Source organism: Methylocystis rosea, from assembly GCF_003855495.1.
Lineage (GTDB): Bacteria > Pseudomonadota > Alphaproteobacteria > Rhizobiales > Beijerinckiaceae > Methylocystis > Methylocystis rosea_A.
The window spans coordinates 3089066-3106598 of the sequence record NZ_CP034086.1; the positions used below are offsets into that span (position 1 = coordinate 3089066).

The following is a 17533-nucleotide window of genomic DNA, read 5'->3' on the forward strand; positions in this document are numbered from 1 at the left end:
TTCGCCCGTTTGAAAAAAACGCGAATTGCCCCAATTTCGAGGATAGACCCGACTTTCCTCGGGAGGCAAGGCCGCTTGGCCATGGCTACGGCAGGCGCGCGCGCGCGTTTCCTTTGCGGCGGCGATCAAGCGGCTCAGACGATGGGCGAGCGCTGTGCTATTTCTTCAAAGATATCTTGATGGTAGTCGCACGCGTGTCGACCCGCACGGACACTGTCCGTTGCACGATCGCGTTCTTTCACTGATTGAATATATTTGCGGCGACGGAGGCGCGCGGCCCTCTCGTCAACAGCTTCACCGTCGTGCCGGCGTTATGCGTCACAAAACGTCACGGGTTGGCTGCGCGTCGAATTTTAAGGACGGCCGATTGGCGCCGCGAGCGGGATCGTCAAATCCGCTCGCGGCCGCCGTATGCGTCAGGCGTCGCCGCGCGGCCTAGATCGCCTGCATGGCTTCGGGCTTGCCGCGCGCGCGTTTCGCCATCAGCCGGTTGAGCGCCGAGACATAGGCGCGCGCCGAAGCGACGAGCGTGTCGGGATCGGCGCCGCGGCCCGTGACCGACTTGCCGTTCTCGCTCAAGCGCACGGAGACTTCCGCCTGCGCGTCAGTGCCTTCGGTGACGGCGTGAACCTGGAACAGCTCCAGAGTGGCGTCGTGCGGCGCGAGCGCCTTGATGGCGTTGAAGATCGCGTCGACGGGGCCGTTGCCGGTCGCCTGATGCGTCAGCTTCTGTCCGTCGACGTCGAGAGTGAGCGCCGCCGATTGCGGGCCATGCGTGCCGGCCATCACCATCAAGGCCTCGACCTTGATATGATCATGAGCGTTGACGATCTCGTCGTCGACCAGCGCGACCAGATCTTCGTCGTAAACGAATTTCTTGCGGTCGGCCAAATCCTTGAAGCGATTGAACGCGTCCAGCAGCGCGTTCTCGCCGAGGTCATAGCCGAGCTCCTTCAGCTTCTCGCGAAACGCATGCCGGCCCGAATGCTTGCCCATGACCAGCGAGGTCTTGGAGACCCCGACGCTTTCCGGCGTCATGATCTCATAGGTGTGCGCATTCTTGAGCATGCCGTCCTGATGGATGCCGCTTTCATGCGCGAAAGCGTTCCGCCCGACGATCGCCTTGTTGTATTGCACCGGAAAGGACGTGACCGCCGAGACCAGCTTCGAGGCGCGCGTTAAGAGCTTGGCGTCGATATCGGTGAAGAACGGCAGCGCGTCGGCGCGCGTCTTCATCGACATCACGATTTCTTCGAGCGCCGCATTGCCGGCGCGCTCGCCGATGCCGTTGATCGTGCATTCCACTTGCCGCGCGCCGCCGCGCACGCCGGCGAGCGAATTAGCGACCGCCAGCCCCAGATCGTCGTGACAATGCACCGAGAAGATCGCCTTGTCGGAATTGGGCACCCGCTCGCGCACCGTGCGGAACAGCTGCTCATATTCCGTGGGCGTGATGTAGCCAACCGTATCTGGAATATTGATCGTGGTTGCGCCGGCCTTGATCGCCGCCTCCACGCAGCGGCACAGAAAATCGAGCTCAGTGCGGGTGCCGTCCTCCGCCGACCATTCGACGTCGGCGACGTGATTGCGCGCGCGCGTCACCGACGCGGAGACCATCTCCAAGACGCGCTCGGGCTCCAGCTGGAGCTTGTATTTCATATGCACCGGCGAGGTGGAGATGAAGGTGTGGATGCGCGGGCGCTTCGCCTCGCGCAGCGCTTCGGCGCAACGGTCGATGTCCTTCTCGGACGCGCGCGCCAATCCGGCGACGGAGGCGTTCTTGACGCGCCGCGCCACTTCGCTGACGCTCTCGAAATCGCCGGGACTGGCGATCGGGAAGCCAGCTTCGATAATATCGACGCCCAATTGGTCGAGGAGATCCGCGACCTCGAGCTTCTCTTCCAGGGTCATCGAGGCGCCGGGCGATTGCTCGCCGTCGCGCAGGGTGGTGTCGAAAATCAGGACGCGCGCGTCATTATCTACGACGGCGCCGGGCTGTGACGTGTTGCTCATCGGTTTTGAAATCCTGCTGTGCCGCGCCCGCTGAGGGGCTCTTGTCGTCTGACTGCATGACATGTCCCCTGAAGGCCTGGGCGCGAGCCCGTCGGGCGCTCAGGGGCGACTAAGAAGCAGCAGGCCGAAAAGCGGCAGGGAACGCGGCCGCGCGAATCCGTGTGCGCGCGCGGGCGTCACAGGGTCATTCGCAATGGCGGTTGCGTGGGGCAACGATCTCGTCCCGTTCCGGCGGCGTTAGCCGCAATCGTAGGAAGAATAGCGCAAGAAGGCCCCGCGCCGCAAGCGCCGCGTCGCCGCCCGGTATCTCGCGCCACTTGCGAGCGTCATAAAGTGAAACAGGCAATGACGCCAAACGCCTAAGCGTCCCGGCGAGGAGAATTTTTGCGGCTGAAACGCTTATGGCTCTTGCCGAAACGAACCGATGGGACCTAACATCAAAGGCATGGTCAAAACCGCATTCTCCATCCGTCATGCACGTCCCGGAGACGCAGAGCAGATCACGCGCGTTCACGACGCCTCGTGGCGCTACGCCTATCGCGGCGTCATACCCGGCGCCGAGCTTGAGCGGATGATCGCTCGCCGCGGTCCCAACTGGTGGCATTCGGCCATCGTGCGCGGCACCGGTCTTCTCGTGCTCGACTTCGATGATGCTATCGTCGGCTACTCGACCTATGGGCGAAACCGCGTTCCGTCGATGCCGTATTCGGGTGAGATCTTTGAGATCTATTTGGCGCCTGAGCAGCAAGGGCTTGGCTTGGGTCGCCGGCTGTTCAACGCCACCCGGCGCGAACTCGCCGAGCACGGCTATCTCTCCACCATCGTCTGGGCGCTCGCCGACAATGAGAAGGCGCTCGCCTTCTATCGCAGTCTCGGCGGCCAGACGGTTCGCCGCGCCGAGGAGCGCTTCGGCGCGGACATGCTGACGCGCGTCGCCTTCGGCTTCGTTTCCGCGCCGGTGCGGTAAAGCAAATTTGGCGACATAAACGCGAAGCAATGTGAGGATACTGACCGCGCAGCGCCGCGATCCTCGCCAGGGCTGTTGCGCGAACCTCACTCGACAATCCAATACTGCGCCGGCCGTTCAGGCCGCGCCCTCGATCTCAATCGGAGCACTTGAATGCGTCTCGACGCCATTCCCATCGGCGCGAACCCGCCGCACGAAGTCAATGTCATCGTCGAGGTGCCGCTTGGCGGCGAGCCGATCAAATATGAGCTCGACAAGGCTTCCGGCACGCTCTTCGTCGATCGCTTCCTCTATACGGCGATGCGCTATCCCGGCAATTACGGCTTCATTCCGCATACGCTTTCCGATGATGGCGATCCCTGCGACGTGCTCGTCGCCAACACCCGTCCCGTGGCGCCGGGCGCGGTTATCGCGGTCAGGCCGATCGGCGTGCTGCGCATGACGGATGAGGCTGGCGGCGACGAAAAGATCGTCGCCGTGCCGTCCGCGCGGCTCACGCAACGCTATGTCGACGTCGAGAATTACACCGACCTGCAGGAGATGACCTGGCGCCGGATCGAGCATTTCTTCGTGCATTATAAGGATCTCGAGCCGGGCAAATGGGCCAAGATCGCGGGCTGGGGCGACGCCGCCGAGGCGCGCGCGCTGATCAGCGAGGCGATCGAACGCGCGCGAGCGGCGAAGTAACCCTAGCGAAGCGGCGGCGTGCGCGACACCACGCCCTTCTTGAAACACGCCGGCCTGTCCTTCCAGGCGACGATGCCATTGTCCGTCGCAGCGAAGCTTTGCGCCGAATCAATCAGCTCGTCGAGATGGACGCCGCCGTCGAGATCGCCGATCACATACGTCCATTTGCCGCCGCCGGCGAAGGCGACCGTCGCCGGGCGCTTGCACACTGCGAGGCACTCCACCGGTTCGACGGCGATATCGAGATTGCGCTCGTTCAGCCGCGTGCGCAGCGCCTCCAGCAAAAGCGCGCCGGGACGCATGTCGGCGTCGCCGCCGTCGCGGCATGAGACGCAAACAAAGACCGTGACGCCCGGCGCAGCCATTTTTGGAACTCCTGTCTATGGACGCGCCTTCTCGGCCAAAGTCGCGCCAAAGACAAGTCGTGCCGGGGCGTAGCTTTTAGGGATTGAAGGCGCAGCGCGCGCCGCCGCCGGCCTTTTCCGCCACCTCGTCGGCGTCGACGATGCAGTCGAGCCCGGAGAGCGACGCATGCGAGGCGCCGGCGGCGCCGTCCAGGGCGACGCCATTCTCGATCAAGGTCGCATAGAGTTCGTGCGCCTTGCGGCCGCGCAGTTCGATCTTCTTGCCGCCGAAGGTCAGCTCGCAGGCGCGTGACGTGATGTCGACGTTGCCGGCGCGGCAGTCGATCGCATCCGCCTTGACCGCAATGCGCAGATCCTTGGCGTGCGGCGCGTCCGCCTTACCGCTGAAGAACGCCGCAAGAAGCTTTTTATTGGGCGCGCTCGTCTGAGGCGCCAATTCGCCGACGATCGCCGAAAGCGCCAGGGCGTTCGAGCCATTGCTCGCCCCCGCTTGAGCCGCGGCCGGCGCGAGGACGGATAAGAAAAGCAGCCCAATTGATTTATTGGCGATCATGGCGATTCCCCGACAAATGCATCTGCGCAATTGACCAAGAGCCGACGCCGAATTTGCGACGCAGGCGCGTTCAGTCGACGGCGACGAACATAGCCGCCATTTCCGCGACCGTGAATGCGCGTCTGAAAATTAGAGGCGCAGGCGGACCGTCTACGCGCGATATGTGGCGGCTCTTGTTGAGCTACGAAATTTTGGCCGGCACATGGGGCTCAGCAGCCCTTACGGCGCTCCCACATTTGAAGCTGATTGACGCGGCTTTTCTCCCAACCGCTCAGCCGCCCGTAAGGTGGAAAACAGCCCGCTCCGAAGGCGGCCCGTCCCCGGTCGGTATTGAAGCAATGGCCGTTACGCGCGTATATCCGGTTGCGTGCGTACCACAGATCCCCGCAAGACATGTAAGCCGGATCCTGCGCCGCCGCCGGGGTCGGCGCGACGACCCCCATCGATCCCGCGCCTATCGCGGCGATAAGACTAAACGCCGCGAAAATCTTCTGTGATTTCATAGGAATTCCCTCCTTTAATTGATGTTACGTACGATCCGCGCAGTTCTTTTCAATCGCCGTGTTGTTTTTTCTCTTCGCTGCCTGGCGGCGTGTCGAAAAATTCCGGCCGGTATTCGAAATGCATCGTGTCGAAATGCCCCCATTTGCCGCCCCAGATGAACCCGTGGCGTTCGAAAATCTCCACGATCGCGTAAGGAATCCGATTGCGGTAACCGCCTTTGCCCCAGAGCCAATAATCAGAGAAGCCGGTGTTGAGATCAATCGCCGCGCCATAGGCGTGCATGCTGCGTTTGCCGGTGTCCTTCACAACGCGGCAATTGAAGGCGCCTGCGCTCGGATAAGCATGACGCTTAATGTCCTGTGGCAGACGATCGATTTCCGTGGCGACCGCGCGCAACCTTTCGGCGACGCCATTGATCTTGGTGACTCGCACCTTGCCAGTGAACCAGGGAATATCGGTCAAATGCTTCTGCGTTTCGCCCTTGTCGCAATCCCCATACATTTTGTCGAAGAAGGTGGCGTTGCGGAAGCGCCCCGGATCGTCCTGCGGTCCGGGAGGCTTCGTCAGCGCGCCCTTAGGATAGGGAAGGCTCAACTGATCTAAGAGCGAGGCGTTTTTCAGCTTCTCGTCGAAGCTCTTGTCGGTCCTGCCGTCAGAGAGATTTTGTCTTGTTCCATCGCGGAATATGATCCCGGCGTCGTCGCGACCGGCGATTTGATCTGGATAGGCGTGCGTCAACGCGTCGGGCGAAATCGCCTGCCCGCGAGCGGCGACGGAAAAGAAAAGCATCTCGACGCCCGCGAGGAGCAAGCCGATCTTTAGAGCGCGGCTCGCGAAAAAAGTGGAATCCGGTTTTTCGCGTTGAGCGCGCTCTAAGCTTTTGGAAGCGATCACGTCATTTGCATTTTGGCGATTCCGAAATGCAGCGTCATCCAGAATCGGCGCGATCTTTTCATTCTTGCCGCCCTGAGAAGCCATACGCGCCGCCAATTTTAATCGAACGCCATACTTTCCGACGCTTTCTTCGCGCCCGACGGCGAGGGGCCAAAGCATTTCCGCTATGTGTACACTTTTATGGCCTCCGGCAAAGCCGGGGAACTCCCTTCACGGCTTATAGCGCGCCTCGCGCGAAAAACCGGACTTCACTTTTTTCGCGAGCCGCGCTCTAAGCGGCGTCGTGCCGCTTCTCGATCTTGCGTCGTCCGAAAGCGAGACGCGGCGGCCGACCGAGCCGGTCGCACTGATCCGCGAGATGCAACACGCTTTCGACATGCACGTTGCGCGTCTCCGTGCGGACGCCATGGGCGCGCAGTTTGGCGAAGGCGCGCGACAGCGTCTCCTGCTTTACGCCGAGACGCGCGGCGATCAGGCGCTTGTCATAGGGCAGGCGGAAGCGGCACCGGTCTTCGCCCGGCGGGCAGAGGCCGAGTAGGAAACTGGCAAGGCGCTGATCTGCGTTCTGGCTCTTGAGCGACTCGATCTCGCCGAGGAGACGCGCGATGCTCTCCTTGGAGTTTTGCATCACCGCGGCGCAGAGCGACGGCGACTCCTTGACGAGCCGAGCGAACAGCGCCGCCGGCAGCTTGAGCACGCGGGTCGCGCCTACCGCCTTGGCGGAGAGCGTGTGACTCTCATCGGCGCTGGTCGGGGCCTCGCCGATGATCTCGCCGTCCGAGCAAATGCCAATGAGCGTTTGGCGTCCCGAAGACGAAATGCGCAGCAGCTTCACATAGCCGCTCAAGACGAATGCGAGGTCCGTGACGACAGCGCCTTGATGGAAAAGCACATCGCCGTCCTGGAGGGACTCGATCCTGGCGTCCGCCGACAGACGCGACAATGTCGCTTCGTCGACCCTGGCGAAGAGCGGCGCTCTGCGCAACTCCCCCGGGCCCGCAGGCTGCGGCGCGCACGGACCGGCGCGGCTCTTTTGCGAAACGCTGTCATAGCTCCGCACGGCGGTGCCGGTGTCGACTGTCAAGCTCGCGCCTCCTACCGAAGCGCGCGGAATTACGCGCGTCATCCAAGGGATGACGACGCATGAAGCGGAGGCGCCGCCGCTCCCTCCCGCGCATAATTCTCTTAATGCCGCCAAAGGGAAGGCTAACGCGAACCGTCAACCCGCGAAAGGCGACGCACGCGGGACAAACCGTCGCACGGGTCAGCGTCGTTGGTCGCCACGCTCCAGCAGAAACACAGCCTGTTCGCCGAAGAGATTCCAAACCCACCAAGGCGCGCTGAAGCGGATCGGGGCGCCGGCGCGGTCAAAGGCGACGCCGCGCTCGATGTGCGCGCCGAGTTCGTCGACAATCTCGACGAAGTCACGGATGGTGCAAAGATGAATGTTGGGCGTGTCATGCCAGTGATAGTCGAGTCGGCCGGTGACCGGCATGCGGCCGCTAAAGGCGAGCTGCGCGCGCACGCGCCAATAGCCGAAATTGGGAAATGAGATGATGGCGCGCCGACCGATGCGCAGCATATTGGCGAGCGCCGCGCGCGGGCGCCTTGTCGCCTGCAGCGTCTGGGAAAGAATCACATAGTCGAATCCGTCGTCCGGATAATCGGAGAGGTCGGTGTCGGCGTCGCCTTGAATGACGGAGAGTCCTTTCGCCACGCATTCGTTGACGCCGCGCTGCGAGAGTTCGACGCCGCGGCCGTCGACGCCCTTCTTTTGCGCCAGGAGCTGCAGCAACGCGCCGTCGCCGCAGCCGACGTCGAGAACGCGCGCGCCGGGCGCGACCATCTCGGCGATGACAGCGAGATCGAGACGCGATTGCTCGAGCGGCTGCGCGGGCCGCTCAGGCGCGTCGGCCGCAGGCGTGTAGTTCATTTCGAGGTTCCGTCAGGCGCGAGCCCGCGCGCGTTTGCGGCTGAATCGAGAAAGCCGCGCGTCGTCGCGATGAACATCGGCTCGTGCAGCAAAAAAGCGTCGTGCCCCTTGTCGGATTCGATTTCGACGAAAGACACCGACGCGCCGCCGGCGTTGAGCGCGTGAACGATGGCGCGCGAGTCCGAGGTGGGATAGAGCCAGTCCGACGTGAAGGAGACGACGCAAAAGCGCGTCTTCGTGTCCTTGAAGGCCATGGCCAGCGAACCGCCATAGTCGGCGGCAAGATCAAAGTAGTCGCAGGCGCGGGTGACGAAGAGATAGGAATTGGCGTCGAACCGCTCGACGAAGGCGAGGCCCTGGTAGCGCAGATAGTTCTCGACCTGAAAATCCGCGTCGAAGGAGAAGGTCGGCGCGCTGCGGTCCTGCAGCTTGCGGCCGAACTTACGCTGCAGCGCCGCTTCCGAGAGATAGGTGATGTGCGCCGACATGCGCGCCACCGCGAGTCCCTTCTCCGGCCGCACGCCCTGCTCCTGATAGCGCCCCGAGCGCCAGTCCGGATCGGCCATCACCGCCTGTCGGCCGACTTCGTGAAAGGCGATGTTTTGGGCCGAATGTTTGGCGGCGGTGGCGATCGGCATGGCCGAAAAGACCCGCTCCGGATAGCTCGCCGCCCATTGCAGCACCTGCATGCCGCCCATCGAGCCGCCGGCGACGCAAAACAGCGTCTCGATGCCAAGATGATCGATAAGCATCGCCTGCGCGCGCACCATGTCGCGGATGGTGACGACGGGGAAGTCGACGCCATAGGGCTTGCCGGTCGTTGGATTGATCGACGCCGGGCCGGTCGTGCCCATACAGCCGCCGACGACATTCGAGCAGATCAGGAAATAGCGATCCGTGTCGAAAGGCTTGCCGGGGCCGACCATCGCCTCCCACCAGCCGGGCTTGCCGGTGACGGGATTTACGCCCGCGGCATATTGGTCGCCGGTGAGCGCATGGCACAGCAGAATGGCGTTGCTGCGCGCGGCGTTGAGCGTTCCACGGGTCTCGTACGCAATCGCGAGCGGCGCGATGCGGCCGCCGCCGTCGGTCAAAAGCGGACGGTCCGGGGAAAAAACGACGGTTTTCGGCGCGAAGCCCTCGCCGTAGGCCGGCCGCGCTTCTGACAATACGGACAAGCGATCATCCTAGCGTTCGATATGCCGAACAATTCGTTCGGCAACATCGATGGGGCCGGCGGAGGTGTCAAGCGCCGCGCGGCGGCGCGCTTGTCAGGAGCGGGCCGGGTAGCCGCCCCCTCAATCGAAAAGCGTGCGCGGCGGCTCGCCCGGCGGCGGGGCGCTCATCGTCTCCACTGCGGCGGCGAGCTGCGCGAGGTCTTCGGGGCGGGACAGCCGATGATCGCCGTCGGCGATGAAGGTCAGCGTGACTGGATCGGCGTTCAGATGCTCGACGATCGTCAGCGCATGCCGCCAGGGCACGGCGTCATCGCGCATGCCCTGCAGAATATGCACGCGCGCATAAGCGCGCATGAGGCCGCCGAGCAGCAGATGATTGCGCGCCTCTTCGATCAGCCGCCTTGTGACCGGCCCGTGATCCGGCTCCTTGGCGGGCAGCACGCCCTTTTCCATGAGTTCGCGCCGCGTCGCCTCGTCGAAGCCTTCCCACATCAGCGCCTCGGTGAAGTCCACCGCCGGCGCGAGCAGGATTAGCCCGGCGAGCCTTGCGCTCTCGCCTTTTTTGGCGAGCCGGCGCGCCAGAAGCAGCGCGATCCAGCCGCCCATCGAACTGCCGATGACGATCTGCGGCCCTTGCGTCGAGCGCTCGAAAACGGCGAGGCTCTGCTCCAGCCAATCGCCGATGCAGCCCTCCTCGAAACGACCCGCCGAGCGGCCATGGCCCGAATAGTCGAAGCGCAGAAAGGCGCGCCCCCTCGCCTGCGCCCATGCGTCGAGGGCGCCCGCCTTGGTTCCGTCCATATCGGAGGCGAAGCCTCCGAGCCAGACGAGGCCCGGCGCGTGTCCGGCCTCGGCCGTCGCGGCGCGCCATCGTCGCGCGATGCGCCAGACGCCCCCCGCCGGATTGGGAATGTCGAGGAAGTCGAGCGTGTCGGACAAGCAGATTCACTTATGATCTAAGAGGCGTCGCGATTGAAAATAGGCGGTTTGCTCATAGTTGGTAAAGGATCTCGCAACAGAATGCCGCCGCCGGACAATTCTGTCCGGGGCGCGCGTTAGCCGAGCGATGTCGCAAGAACCCGCCATGATCGCCGCCCCCGGCCAGCGACTCGCCGGACGAACGATCCTGCAGATCGTGCCCGATCTCCAGTCGGGCGGGGCGGAGCGCGCGACGGTGGACGTGGCCGAAGCGTTAAGCCGGGTCGGCGCCCGCTGTCTTGTGGCGTCACGCGGCGGCCGCATGGTCAGCGAACTGCAGTCGAAAGGCGGCGTCTGGGCGCCGTTTCCAGCGGCGACGAAAAATCCCTTCGCGATGGCGCTGAATTCGGTGCGGCTGGCGCGAATCATTCGCGACGAAGGCGTCGACATCGTGCATGCGCGCTCGCGCGCCCCCGCCTGGGTCGCCTATTACGCGACGCGTCAGACCGGCGCAAAGCTGGTCACCACCTATCACAGCGCCTATAGCGGCGCGTCGCCGATCAAGCAGCGCTACAACGCCATCATGTCGGCGGGCGACGCGGTGATCGCCATTTCGGAATTCGCCGCCCAGCGCATCCGGGAATTGCATCCGGAAAGCGCGGATCGGATCGTCGTCATCCCGCGCGGCGCGGATCTGCGCGCCTTCTCGCCCGCCGCCGTCGACCGGCGACGCGTCGAGCGCCTGCGCGCGGCGTGGGGCGTCGCGGCGCATGATCGCGTCGTGCTGCTGCCGTCGCGGCTTTCCGCGCGCAAAGGCCATTCGGTTCTGGTCGAGGCGACCAAGCGGCTGATCAAGCAAGGAATCTGCGATCTGCGCGTCGTTTTTGTCGGCGACCCGCACAGCGATTCGACGCGCCGCGCCCTCGAAACGCAGATCGAGCACGCCGGCCTCGGCGACGTCGTTCGCAACGCCGGCTACTGCGAAGACATGCCCGCCGCCTATATGGCCGCGGCCGTCATTGTCGCGCCGGCGACGGAGCCGGAGGCGTTCGGGCGGATCGCCGTCGAAGCGCAGGCGATGGGGGCGCCGGTGATCATCTCCGATATCGGCGCCGCGCCGGAGATCGTCCTGGCGCCGCCGCAAACGCCGCGCCATCTTGCGACTGGCTGGCGGACGCCGCCCGGCGATCCGGTGGCGCTGGCGGACGCCATCGCCGAGGCGCTGAGCCTGCAGGCCTCGGCGCATGACGACCTGGCGCTGCGGGCGCGCCGAAACGCGCAGGAGCGCTTCTCCGTCGAGGAGATGCAGCGCGCCACGCTGCAGGTCTATGAGAGTCTGCTCGGGCTTTAGCCGTAGCGTCAGCTCCGTTCATGCTGACGGCAAACTCTACAACGCAGCAACGGCGGTCCCTGAATTGCGACCGCCAATCATCCCTCAGGGAACAGCAACGGTTCATAGTTCATGGCTCCATGCAGCACATGGATCACATCAACCGTTTCAATCCCGACCCGATAGAAAATAAGATAATTGCCGTGGACGCGACGGCGGATTCCGGCGTGTTCATAGCGCGCCACGAGCGGAAATCGTTTCGACATATCGCCCAGTCCCTCGCACGCCTCCCGGAGCTCCCGCACGAATGTCACGGCGCTCTCGGGGCTTTCTTGCGCAATATGATCGCCGATCGATTCAAGATCGGCTTCGGCCTCCTGGGTGATGACAACAATCATCGGCGCCGGGCTTGCGACTTGGCCTTGAATTTAGCCTCCAAGCGATCGAACACCGCTTTCACGGGCTTGGCGCGTCCGGCGTCAGCGTCGGCGATGCCCCTCGCAATGGAGGCGTCCAGGGCGGCAAGATGGGCTTCGCGCTCCTGAATGAGGCGAACCCCCTCGCGCAAGACCTCGCTCTTTGAGTTGTAGCGGCCCGACGCCACCAGCTTGGCGACGAAGGCCTCGAGCTGGCTTCCCAAGTCTGCGCTGATGGCCATGACACGATTCTCCTTGTGGTTAACATGCACGGACCAATAACTATTATCAACCGTCGCTGCTGGCGCGAGACACCACCGAATCGGATAGAGTTTCCCCGTCAATCGGACTGATCTCGCGCGCAGCGCCATGGTCGCGCCAGTCGGGCTTCCCCTAAGCTCGCCCGGCGGCGCGACTCTTGCTGTTTCGTCGCCAATCGCCGCGTGACCCATTTATCCTTCGCTAAGGACCAGCGCGCGAACGACGAGGCGGCATGACAGGCTCTTTGCATCTTGAATCCTATCGCGAGGCTCTGGTCTTTCTCGCCACGGCGGGCGTCGTCGTCCCGCTGTTTCATCGCATCAAGGTGTCGCCGGTGCTGGGCTTTCTCTTCGCCGGCGTCGTGCTTGGGCCGTTCGGTCTCGGCCGACTGGCGGGCGATCATGAATGGGCGCGCAATTTCACCATCACCAATGTCGAAGGCGTGTCCAATCTCGCCGAATTCGGACTGGTCTTCCTGCTGTTCATGATCGGTCTCGAACTGTCCTGGGAACGACTTGCCCGCATGCGGCGGCTCGTCTTCGGACTGGGTCTCGCGCAGGTCGTGGTGTGCGCAAGCGTGCTCGCGGCTGTGGGCTATTATTATTTTCACGTCGAGCTGGGGCCTGCGATCTTGATGGGCCTGGCGCTGGCCATGTCGTCGACCGCCGTCGTCCTGCCGGTGCTCGCCGAGGCGCGGCGATTAAACAAGACCTCCGGACGCGTCGCGTTCTCGGTGTTGTTGTTTCAGGACCTTGCCGTTGCGCCCGCGCTTTTTCTCGTTTCCGCGCTCGCCGAAGCCAAGAACGGCGGCTTCACGGGAGAACAGGCGGCGTGGGCGTTTGGGCGGGCCTTCCTCGCCATGGGCGCCCTGATCTTCATCGGACGGCTGCTGCTGCGTCCGCTGTTTCGCATGGTCGCGGCCGTGCAGCTGACCGAACTGTTCATGGCCGCCTGCCTACTCGTGGTCATCGGCGAGGCGGCGCTTTCGGCGGCCGCCGGATTCTCCATGGGCCTTGGCGCCTTTATCGCCGGGCTGCTGCTCGCGGAGACGGAGTTCAGGCGCGAGGTCGAGGTGACGATCGAGCCGTTCAAGGGCCTGTTGCTCGGGCTCTTCTTCGTTTCGGTCGGCGCCGGCCTCGACATGGGCGCCGTCGCCGCGGATCCGGTTCCGATCTTCATATACGCCGCCGGGCTGATCGCGGTTAAGGGCGCGATTATCTTCATTCTAGCGCGGCTCTTTGGCGTCGAATGGCGCCCCTCAGCCGAGGCGTCGCTGCTGCTGGCGCCGGGCGGCGAATTCGCCTTCGCGCTGCTGACCTCGGCGATGGCCGTCGGCGTGCTGCCGGGTCACTATGGCGCCGACGCGATGATCGTCGTCACGATCAGCATTTTCGCCATTCCCCTTCTTGGCCGGATCGGCGCGGCTCTCGTCCCGCCGGCGACGGAAGCGGAGGAAGAACAGCTTTATGAGGATCTCGCGCCGGCGGCCGAAGTCGCCGAGGACCGCGTCGTGGTCGTCGGGTATGGCAGAATCGGCAGCCTTGTCGGCGAAATGCTGAAGCGCCACGACATCCCGTTCGTCGCCGTTGAAAACGTCGTGTCGCTGGTGACCGCGGGGCGCGAGGACGGCGTCGAAATCTATTGGGGCAATGCGACGCGGCGCGAGTTCCTGATGCGTTGCGGCGTGGCGCAGGCCCGCGCGCTCGTCGTGACCATCGAGAATGTTCACGCCGCCGGAGAGATCGTCCGTCTGGCGCATGAAATCCGCGGCGATCTTACCATCGTCGCGCGGGCGCGCGACGCCGACCACGCCACCGAACTTTACAAGCTTGGCGCAACCGACGCGATTCCAGAAACGGTCGAAGCCAGCCTGCAGCTCGCCGAAACCGTGCTCGTCGATATCGGCGTGCCGATGGGCTTCGTCATCGCGTCGATCCACGAAAAGCGCGACGAGTTTCGCAAGCTGCTGCAGCCGTCCGACGACAAGACGCGCGCGCGGCATGCGGAGCGCAATCGAAAGATCCGGCGCGAGCATACGCGTCGGCGCATATCGGGACGCGCGGCGGAAGAGAGCGGGGAGGAGGCGTAGGGCTCCTCACAACCTCCAGAGTCCGAGCGCGATCGTCGCGAGGGTCAGCGGCGCGCCGACCCTAAAATAGGTCCAGAAGCCGATCGTGACGCCCAGCGCGCGCGCCCGCTCGACGACGATGAGATTGGCGATCGAGCCGACAAGCGTGAAATTGCCGGCGAGCGTCGAGGCCATCGCCACGATCAGCCAGGCACGCCTCGGATCGCTCAGTCCGACGATGAACGGCTTTAGCGCGAGAACCGCCGGCACATTGCTGACGATGTTGGACAGCACGGCGGAGACGAGCGCGAGCGTCGATGCGTCATCGAGTCGGAGCCGCCCGACGTCCGCGATTTCTCCTGGCGTCAGCACCACCTTGTCGAAGGCGCCGACGACGATGAAGAGTCCGGCGAACATCAGCAGCAGCGGCCAGTCGATTTCGCTGTAGATTTTCTTCGAGCCGATGCGCCGTGTGAGCAGCAGCAGCCCGCCGGCGATGATCGCCGCTTTGGCGGGCGGGACGCCGGCGAAAAAGAACCCGATCATCGCCGCGGTGATCAGCAGCGCTTTTGAGGCGAGCGCCGCATGAAAAGGGCGCGGCGCGGCGACGATCGGCGTCAGCTTCTCGCGCGAAAAAAATTCGCGCGGAAAAGCGATCGCCACCAAAAGGATCGTGAGCGCGACGCCGGCGAGGGCGATCGGCCAAAGCGCCTCAGCGAAGTCGCCGTAGGAAATGCCCGAGGCGGCAGCGATGATCATATTTTGCGGATTGCCGGTGATCGTCGCGACGCTGCCGACATTGGAGGCGAGCGGGATCGACAGAACATAGGGCGTCGGATCGCGCTTCAGCCGCTGCGCCAAATCGACGACCAGTGGCGGCATGACGAGACAGATCGCGTCATTGACGAGAAAGGCAGAAAACAGCCCCGTCGCCGCCGCGACCGCGATGAGCAGAAAGATCGGACGCCGGGCGACGTCGGCGAGCCAGTCGGCGGCGCGGCGGAAGAAGCCTGAAAGGCGCAGATTGGCGATGACGATCATCATGCCGAGCAGCAAAGTGATGGCGTCGAAATCGATGGCGCGATAGGCCTCGTCCAGCGTCAGAGCGCCGACGCCGATCATCAGGCTCGCGCCGAGCAGCGCGGCGCCGGCGCGGTCGAGCCGATAATAGGGCAGCTTGCCGATCGCGAGCACGAGATAGGTCGCCGCGAAGATCGCTGCGACGGCGGCCGTCCGCGGCGTCGGCGTCGGCAGGCGGCTCACCAGCGACAGGAATTCGCCGAGCCCGAGGATCGCGACAGCGGCCAAGGCCGCGCTCCCGGCGACAATGATGGCCACGAGAATCCCAAGCCAGAGCGTGAGGAAAGGGTGGCGCGGGCGATTTGGCGCGGGCTCGGGCGAGGAAGACATGCAACCCGGCAAGTTAGAGCGCGCGGCGTGGAAGACGACGCAAGGAGGAGGGGTTATGGCGCCTGCCCTTGCGCGCGCCAAGCCGGCAGCGCCGATTTCCTATTGTGCGGCATAGTTAATAGATATATTCCTACCCACTAGGAAATTCTTCCGAACGCGGCCAGCCATGTCCGACATTCTCACCCATGCTCAGATCTGGGCGGCGATCGACGCGCTCGGCGAGCGATATGGCATGACGCCGTCGGGCCTAGCGCGCAAAGCCGGCCTCGATCCCACGACCTTCAATCGCTCCAAGCGCGAAACGACGAGCGGGCGCCAGCGCTGGCCTTCGACCGAATCGATCGCCAAAGTGTTGCAGGCGACCGGCGCCGGGCTCGATGAATTCATGTCCTTGGTGATGGCGAACAGCGCCGCGGGCCGCTGGCGCCATACGCGGCCGCTGATCGGCCTGGCGCAGGCGGGGGTCGGCGGCTTTTTCGACGATGCGGGCTTCGCCACCGGCGCCGGCTGGGACGAAATCGACATCCTCGCCGAGACCGACGAACATTCCTACGCGCTCGAGATTTCCGGCGACTCCATGGCGCCGCTGTATCGCGACGGCGATGTAGTGATCGTCTCGCCGGCGGCGCCGGTGCGGCGCGGCGACCGGGTGGTGGTCAAGACCATTTCGGGCGAGATCATGGCCAAGGAGCTGAAGCGCGAGACGGCGCGAACCATCGAATTGCGTTCGGTCAATCCGGCCTATCCTGACCGCACGATTCCGCGCGACGAGGTCAGCTGGATGGCTCGCATTCTCTGGGCGAGCCAATGACGTGTGACGCTTAGCCGCCGATCAACGCATCTAGCCTCGCGCCCATGCAGCTGTGGTATAAGCTTCAACCTCTTGCGCCGCTTCCATCCGGGTGAAATCCGCCATGCGTCTTTCTTCGATCCTCTCTCTTGTCGCGCTTCTTGTCGGGGGCCCGGCTTTTGCCGAAGCCGGCCTGCGGGACCGGGCGAAGGATTTGTTCGAGCCGATTCCCACGGCGCCGCCGGCGATTCCTGGAGAGACGGCGACCCCGGAAAAACTCGCGCTCGGCAAGATGCTGTTCTTCGAGCCGCGACTTTCCGGCAGCGGCGATGTCAGCTGCGCCGACTGTCACAATCTGAGCATGGGCGGCGTCGACGGCGGCGCGCTGTCCGGCGGGCACAACGCGCAGCTCGCCGGCCGCGAAGTCCTCACGGTGTTGAACGCCATTTTCAACAAGGCCCAATATTGGGACGGGCGCGCCGCCAATCTTTCGGACCAGGTGGTCAATTCGGTGATGGCCAATCCCAAGGCGATGTTGAAGACGCGCGGGGGGCCGATGCCGATCAATCCGACGGAGCACGCAATCGCCAAACAGCGCGCCGTCGAGCAATTCAAGAAAATCCCAGGTTACGTGGCGGCCTTCAAACAGGCCTTTCCCGAACAGAGCGATCCCGTCGCCTACGACAATATCGGCCGCGCCATCGCGTTGTTCGAAGCGACGCTGATCACGCCCGACGCGCCGTTCGACCGCTGGCTTAAGGGCGACGATCAGGCGCTGTCCGACGCGCAGAAGGATGGTCTGAAGCTCTTCATCGAGAAGGGCTGCGTCACCTGCCACAACGGCGTCAACGTCGGCGGCGGCATGTATGCGCGGTTCGGCGTCGTCAAACAGCCGACCGCGGAATTTCTGCCGCCGGACGATCTGGGCCGCTTCGCGGTCACCAAGGCGGTCGCCGACAAATACGCCTTCAAGGTTCCCTCGCTGCGCAATGTTGAATTGACGGCGCCCTATTTCCACACTGGCGCGACCTTCGATCTTAAGAAGGCCGTCGCAGTGATGGGCGAAAGCCAGCTCGGCGTCGCACTCAGCGGTGACGAGACCGACAAGATCGTCGCCTTCCTGGATTCGCTGACCGGGCGCCAGCCTGAGGTGGTGCTGCCGATTCTGCCGCCGCGCACCGGGCCGCCGGCGCTCTGATATCGCGTCTATCGAACAGTTCGAATGTCATTCCCGACGCGCGCATAG

18 protein-coding genes are annotated in these 17533 nt (G+C 64.1%); 6 read left to right on the forward strand and 12 right to left on the reverse strand.

The window, feature by feature from the left end; translation table 11 throughout:
- Window positions 1–435: 435 nt before the first annotated feature.
- The gene (locus EHO51_RS14960; RefSeq protein ID WP_124739558.1) at window positions 436–2013 is read right to left on the reverse strand and encodes a 2-isopropylmalate synthase; all 1578 of its coding nucleotides are present in this window, start codon (window positions 2011–2013) and stop codon (window positions 436–438) included.
- Between the two features lie 445 nt (window positions 2014–2458).
- On the opposite strand from EHO51_RS14960, the gene EHO51_RS14965 reads away from it, so the two are divergent.
- Window positions 2459–2980, forward strand: a complete 522-nt coding sequence (locus EHO51_RS14965; RefSeq protein WP_026222669.1) for a GNAT family N-acetyltransferase — start codon at window positions 2459–2461, stop codon at window positions 2978–2980.
- A 153-nt stretch (window positions 2981–3133) separates the two neighbouring features.
- Window positions 3134–3667, forward strand: coding sequence for an inorganic diphosphatase (gene ppa / locus EHO51_RS14970; protein WP_124739559.1), 534 nt, complete (start codon window positions 3134–3136; stop codon window positions 3665–3667).
- Window positions 3668–3669: 2 nt separating this feature from the next.
- Here the strand turns inward: ppa and EHO51_RS14975 are convergent, their stop codons facing one another.
- The 8 genes from EHO51_RS14975 to EHO51_RS15010 all read right to left on the reverse strand — a co-directional run bounded on the left by EHO51_RS14975 (window position 3670) and on the right by EHO51_RS15010 (window position 10033).
- On the reverse strand, window positions 3670–4032 hold the full coding sequence (locus EHO51_RS14975; RefSeq protein ID WP_124739560.1) for a DUF1636 family protein: 363 nt from the start codon (window positions 4030–4032) through the stop codon (window positions 3670–3672).
- 76 nt (window positions 4033–4108) lie between these two features.
- Window positions 4109–4585 (reverse strand): hypothetical protein, encoded by a 477-nt coding sequence (locus EHO51_RS14980; protein ID WP_124739561.1) that lies wholly within the window; start codon window positions 4583–4585, stop codon window positions 4109–4111.
- A gap of 209 nt (window positions 4586–4794) precedes the next feature.
- Window positions 4795–5088 (reverse strand): YARHG domain-containing protein, encoded by a 294-nt coding sequence (locus EHO51_RS14985; protein WP_124739562.1) that lies wholly within the window; start codon window positions 5086–5088, stop codon window positions 4795–4797.
- A gap of 49 nt (window positions 5089–5137) precedes the next feature.
- Complete coding sequence (locus EHO51_RS14990; protein WP_245434618.1) at window positions 5138–5878, reverse strand: M15 family metallopeptidase; 741 nt, start codon at window positions 5876–5878, stop codon at window positions 5138–5140.
- A gap of 376 nt (window positions 5879–6254) precedes the next feature.
- On the reverse strand, window positions 6255–7067 hold the full coding sequence (locus tag EHO51_RS14995) for a Crp/Fnr family transcriptional regulator (protein WP_245434619.1): 813 nt from the start codon (window positions 7065–7067) through the stop codon (window positions 6255–6257).
- Window positions 7068–7247: 180 nt separating this feature from the next.
- The gene (metW, locus tag EHO51_RS15000) at window positions 7248–7916 is read right to left on the reverse strand and encodes a methionine biosynthesis protein MetW (protein ID WP_124739565.1); all 669 of its coding nucleotides are present in this window, start codon (window positions 7914–7916) and stop codon (window positions 7248–7250) included.
- On the reverse strand, window positions 7913–9085 hold the full coding sequence (metX, locus tag EHO51_RS15005) for a homoserine O-acetyltransferase MetX (protein ID WP_432431929.1): 1173 nt from the start codon (window positions 9083–9085) through the stop codon (window positions 7913–7915). Before metX ends, metW begins: the two co-directional genes overlap by 4 nt.
- 129 nt (window positions 9086–9214) lie before the next feature.
- Window positions 9215–10033, reverse strand: a complete 819-nt coding sequence (locus EHO51_RS15010; RefSeq protein ID WP_124739567.1) for an alpha/beta hydrolase — start codon at window positions 10031–10033, stop codon at window positions 9215–9217.
- Window positions 10034–10160: 127 nt separating this feature from the next.
- Between EHO51_RS15010 and EHO51_RS15015 the strand changes: the two genes are divergently transcribed.
- On the forward strand, window positions 10161–11363 hold the full coding sequence (locus EHO51_RS15015; protein ID WP_124739568.1) for a glycosyltransferase family 4 protein: 1203 nt from the start codon (window positions 10161–10163) through the stop codon (window positions 11361–11363).
- Between the two features lie 77 nt (window positions 11364–11440).
- On the opposite strand, the gene EHO51_RS15020 is transcribed toward EHO51_RS15015, so the two are convergent.
- Together EHO51_RS15020 and EHO51_RS15025 are read right to left on the reverse strand one after the other, a co-directional pair.
- Complete coding sequence (locus EHO51_RS15020; protein WP_018406525.1) at window positions 11441–11740, reverse strand: type II toxin-antitoxin system RelE/ParE family toxin; 300 nt, start codon at window positions 11738–11740, stop codon at window positions 11441–11443.
- Entirely contained in the window at window positions 11737–12000 is a 264-nt protein-coding gene (locus EHO51_RS15025; protein WP_124739569.1) for a type II toxin-antitoxin system ParD family antitoxin, read from the reverse strand. The genes EHO51_RS15020 and EHO51_RS15025 overlap by 4 nt, the downstream gene beginning before the upstream one ends.
- Before the next feature lie 251 nt (window positions 12001–12251).
- Between EHO51_RS15025 and EHO51_RS15030 the strand changes: the two genes are divergently transcribed.
- Window positions 12252–14108 (forward strand): cation:proton antiporter, encoded by a 1857-nt coding sequence (locus EHO51_RS15030; protein WP_124739570.1) that lies wholly within the window; start codon window positions 12252–12254, stop codon window positions 14106–14108.
- A gap of 6 nt (window positions 14109–14114) precedes the next feature.
- Here EHO51_RS15030 and EHO51_RS15035 read toward each other — a convergent pair whose 3' ends face one another.
- Window positions 14115–15497 carry an anion transporter gene (locus EHO51_RS15035; RefSeq protein ID WP_124739571.1) on the reverse strand — a complete coding sequence of 461 codons (1383 nt, stop codon included), beginning with the start codon at window positions 15495–15497 and terminating at the stop codon, window positions 14115–14117.
- Between the two features lie 166 nt (window positions 15498–15663).
- Here EHO51_RS15035 and EHO51_RS15040 point away from each other — a divergent pair, with 166 nt between their 5' ends.
- Both EHO51_RS15040 and EHO51_RS15045 read left to right on the forward strand, forming a co-directional pair.
- Window positions 15664–16308, forward strand: a complete 645-nt coding sequence (locus EHO51_RS15040) for a S24 family peptidase (RefSeq protein ID WP_124739572.1) — start codon at window positions 15664–15666, stop codon at window positions 16306–16308.
- Between the two features lie 103 nt (window positions 16309–16411).
- Window positions 16412–17485, forward strand: coding sequence for a cytochrome-c peroxidase (locus tag EHO51_RS15045; RefSeq protein WP_124739573.1), 1074 nt, complete (start codon window positions 16412–16414; stop codon window positions 17483–17485).
- Window positions 17486–17533: the final 48 nt, after the last annotated feature.

What these genes read in the sequence shown, in the direction of transcription:
- EHO51_RS14960 (WP_124739558.1), bottom strand. Translation starts at nt 2,013, where the DNA reads ATGAGCAACACGTCACAGCCCGGCGCCGTCGTAGATAATGACGCGCGC.
- EHO51_RS14965 (WP_026222669.1), top strand. Translation starts at nt 2,459, where the DNA reads ATGGTCAAAACCGCATTCTCCATCCGTCATGCACGTCCCGGAGACGCA.
- ppa (WP_124739559.1), top strand. Translation starts at nt 3,134, where the DNA reads ATGCGTCTCGACGCCATTCCCATCGGCGCGAACCCGCCGCACGAAGTC.
- EHO51_RS14975 (WP_124739560.1), bottom strand. Translation starts at nt 4,032, where the DNA reads ATGGCTGCGCCGGGCGTCACGGTCTTTGTTTGCGTCTCATGCCGCGAC.
- EHO51_RS14980 (WP_124739561.1), bottom strand. Translation starts at nt 4,585, where the DNA reads ATGATCGCCAATAAATCAATTGGGCTGCTTTTCTTATCCGTCCTCGCG.
- EHO51_RS14985 (WP_124739562.1), bottom strand. Translation starts at nt 5,088, where the DNA reads ATGAAATCACAGAAGATTTTCGCGGCGTTTAGTCTTATCGCCGCGATA.
- EHO51_RS14990 (WP_245434618.1), bottom strand. Translation starts at nt 5,878, where the DNA reads ATGCTTTTCTTTTCCGTCGCCGCTCGCGGGCAGGCGATTTCGCCCGAC.
- metW (WP_124739565.1), bottom strand. Translation starts at nt 7,916, where the DNA reads ATGAACTACACGCCTGCGGCCGACGCGCCTGAGCGGCCCGCGCAGCCG.
- EHO51_RS15015 (WP_124739568.1), top strand. Translation starts at nt 10,161, where the DNA reads ATGTCGCAAGAACCCGCCATGATCGCCGCCCCCGGCCAGCGACTCGCC.
- EHO51_RS15020 (WP_018406525.1), bottom strand. Translation starts at nt 11,740, where the DNA reads ATGATTGTTGTCATCACCCAGGAGGCCGAAGCCGATCTTGAATCGATC.
- EHO51_RS15025 (WP_124739569.1), bottom strand. Translation starts at nt 12,000, where the DNA reads ATGGCCATCAGCGCAGACTTGGGAAGCCAGCTCGAGGCCTTCGTCGCC.
- EHO51_RS15030 (WP_124739570.1), top strand. Translation starts at nt 12,252, where the DNA reads ATGACAGGCTCTTTGCATCTTGAATCCTATCGCGAGGCTCTGGTCTTT.
- EHO51_RS15035 (WP_124739571.1), bottom strand. Translation starts at nt 15,497, where the DNA reads ATGTCTTCCTCGCCCGAGCCCGCGCCAAATCGCCCGCGCCACCCTTTC.
- EHO51_RS15040 (WP_124739572.1), top strand. Translation starts at nt 15,664, where the DNA reads ATGTCCGACATTCTCACCCATGCTCAGATCTGGGCGGCGATCGACGCG.
- EHO51_RS15045 (WP_124739573.1), top strand. Translation starts at nt 16,412, where the DNA reads ATGCGTCTTTCTTCGATCCTCTCTCTTGTCGCGCTTCTTGTCGGGGGC.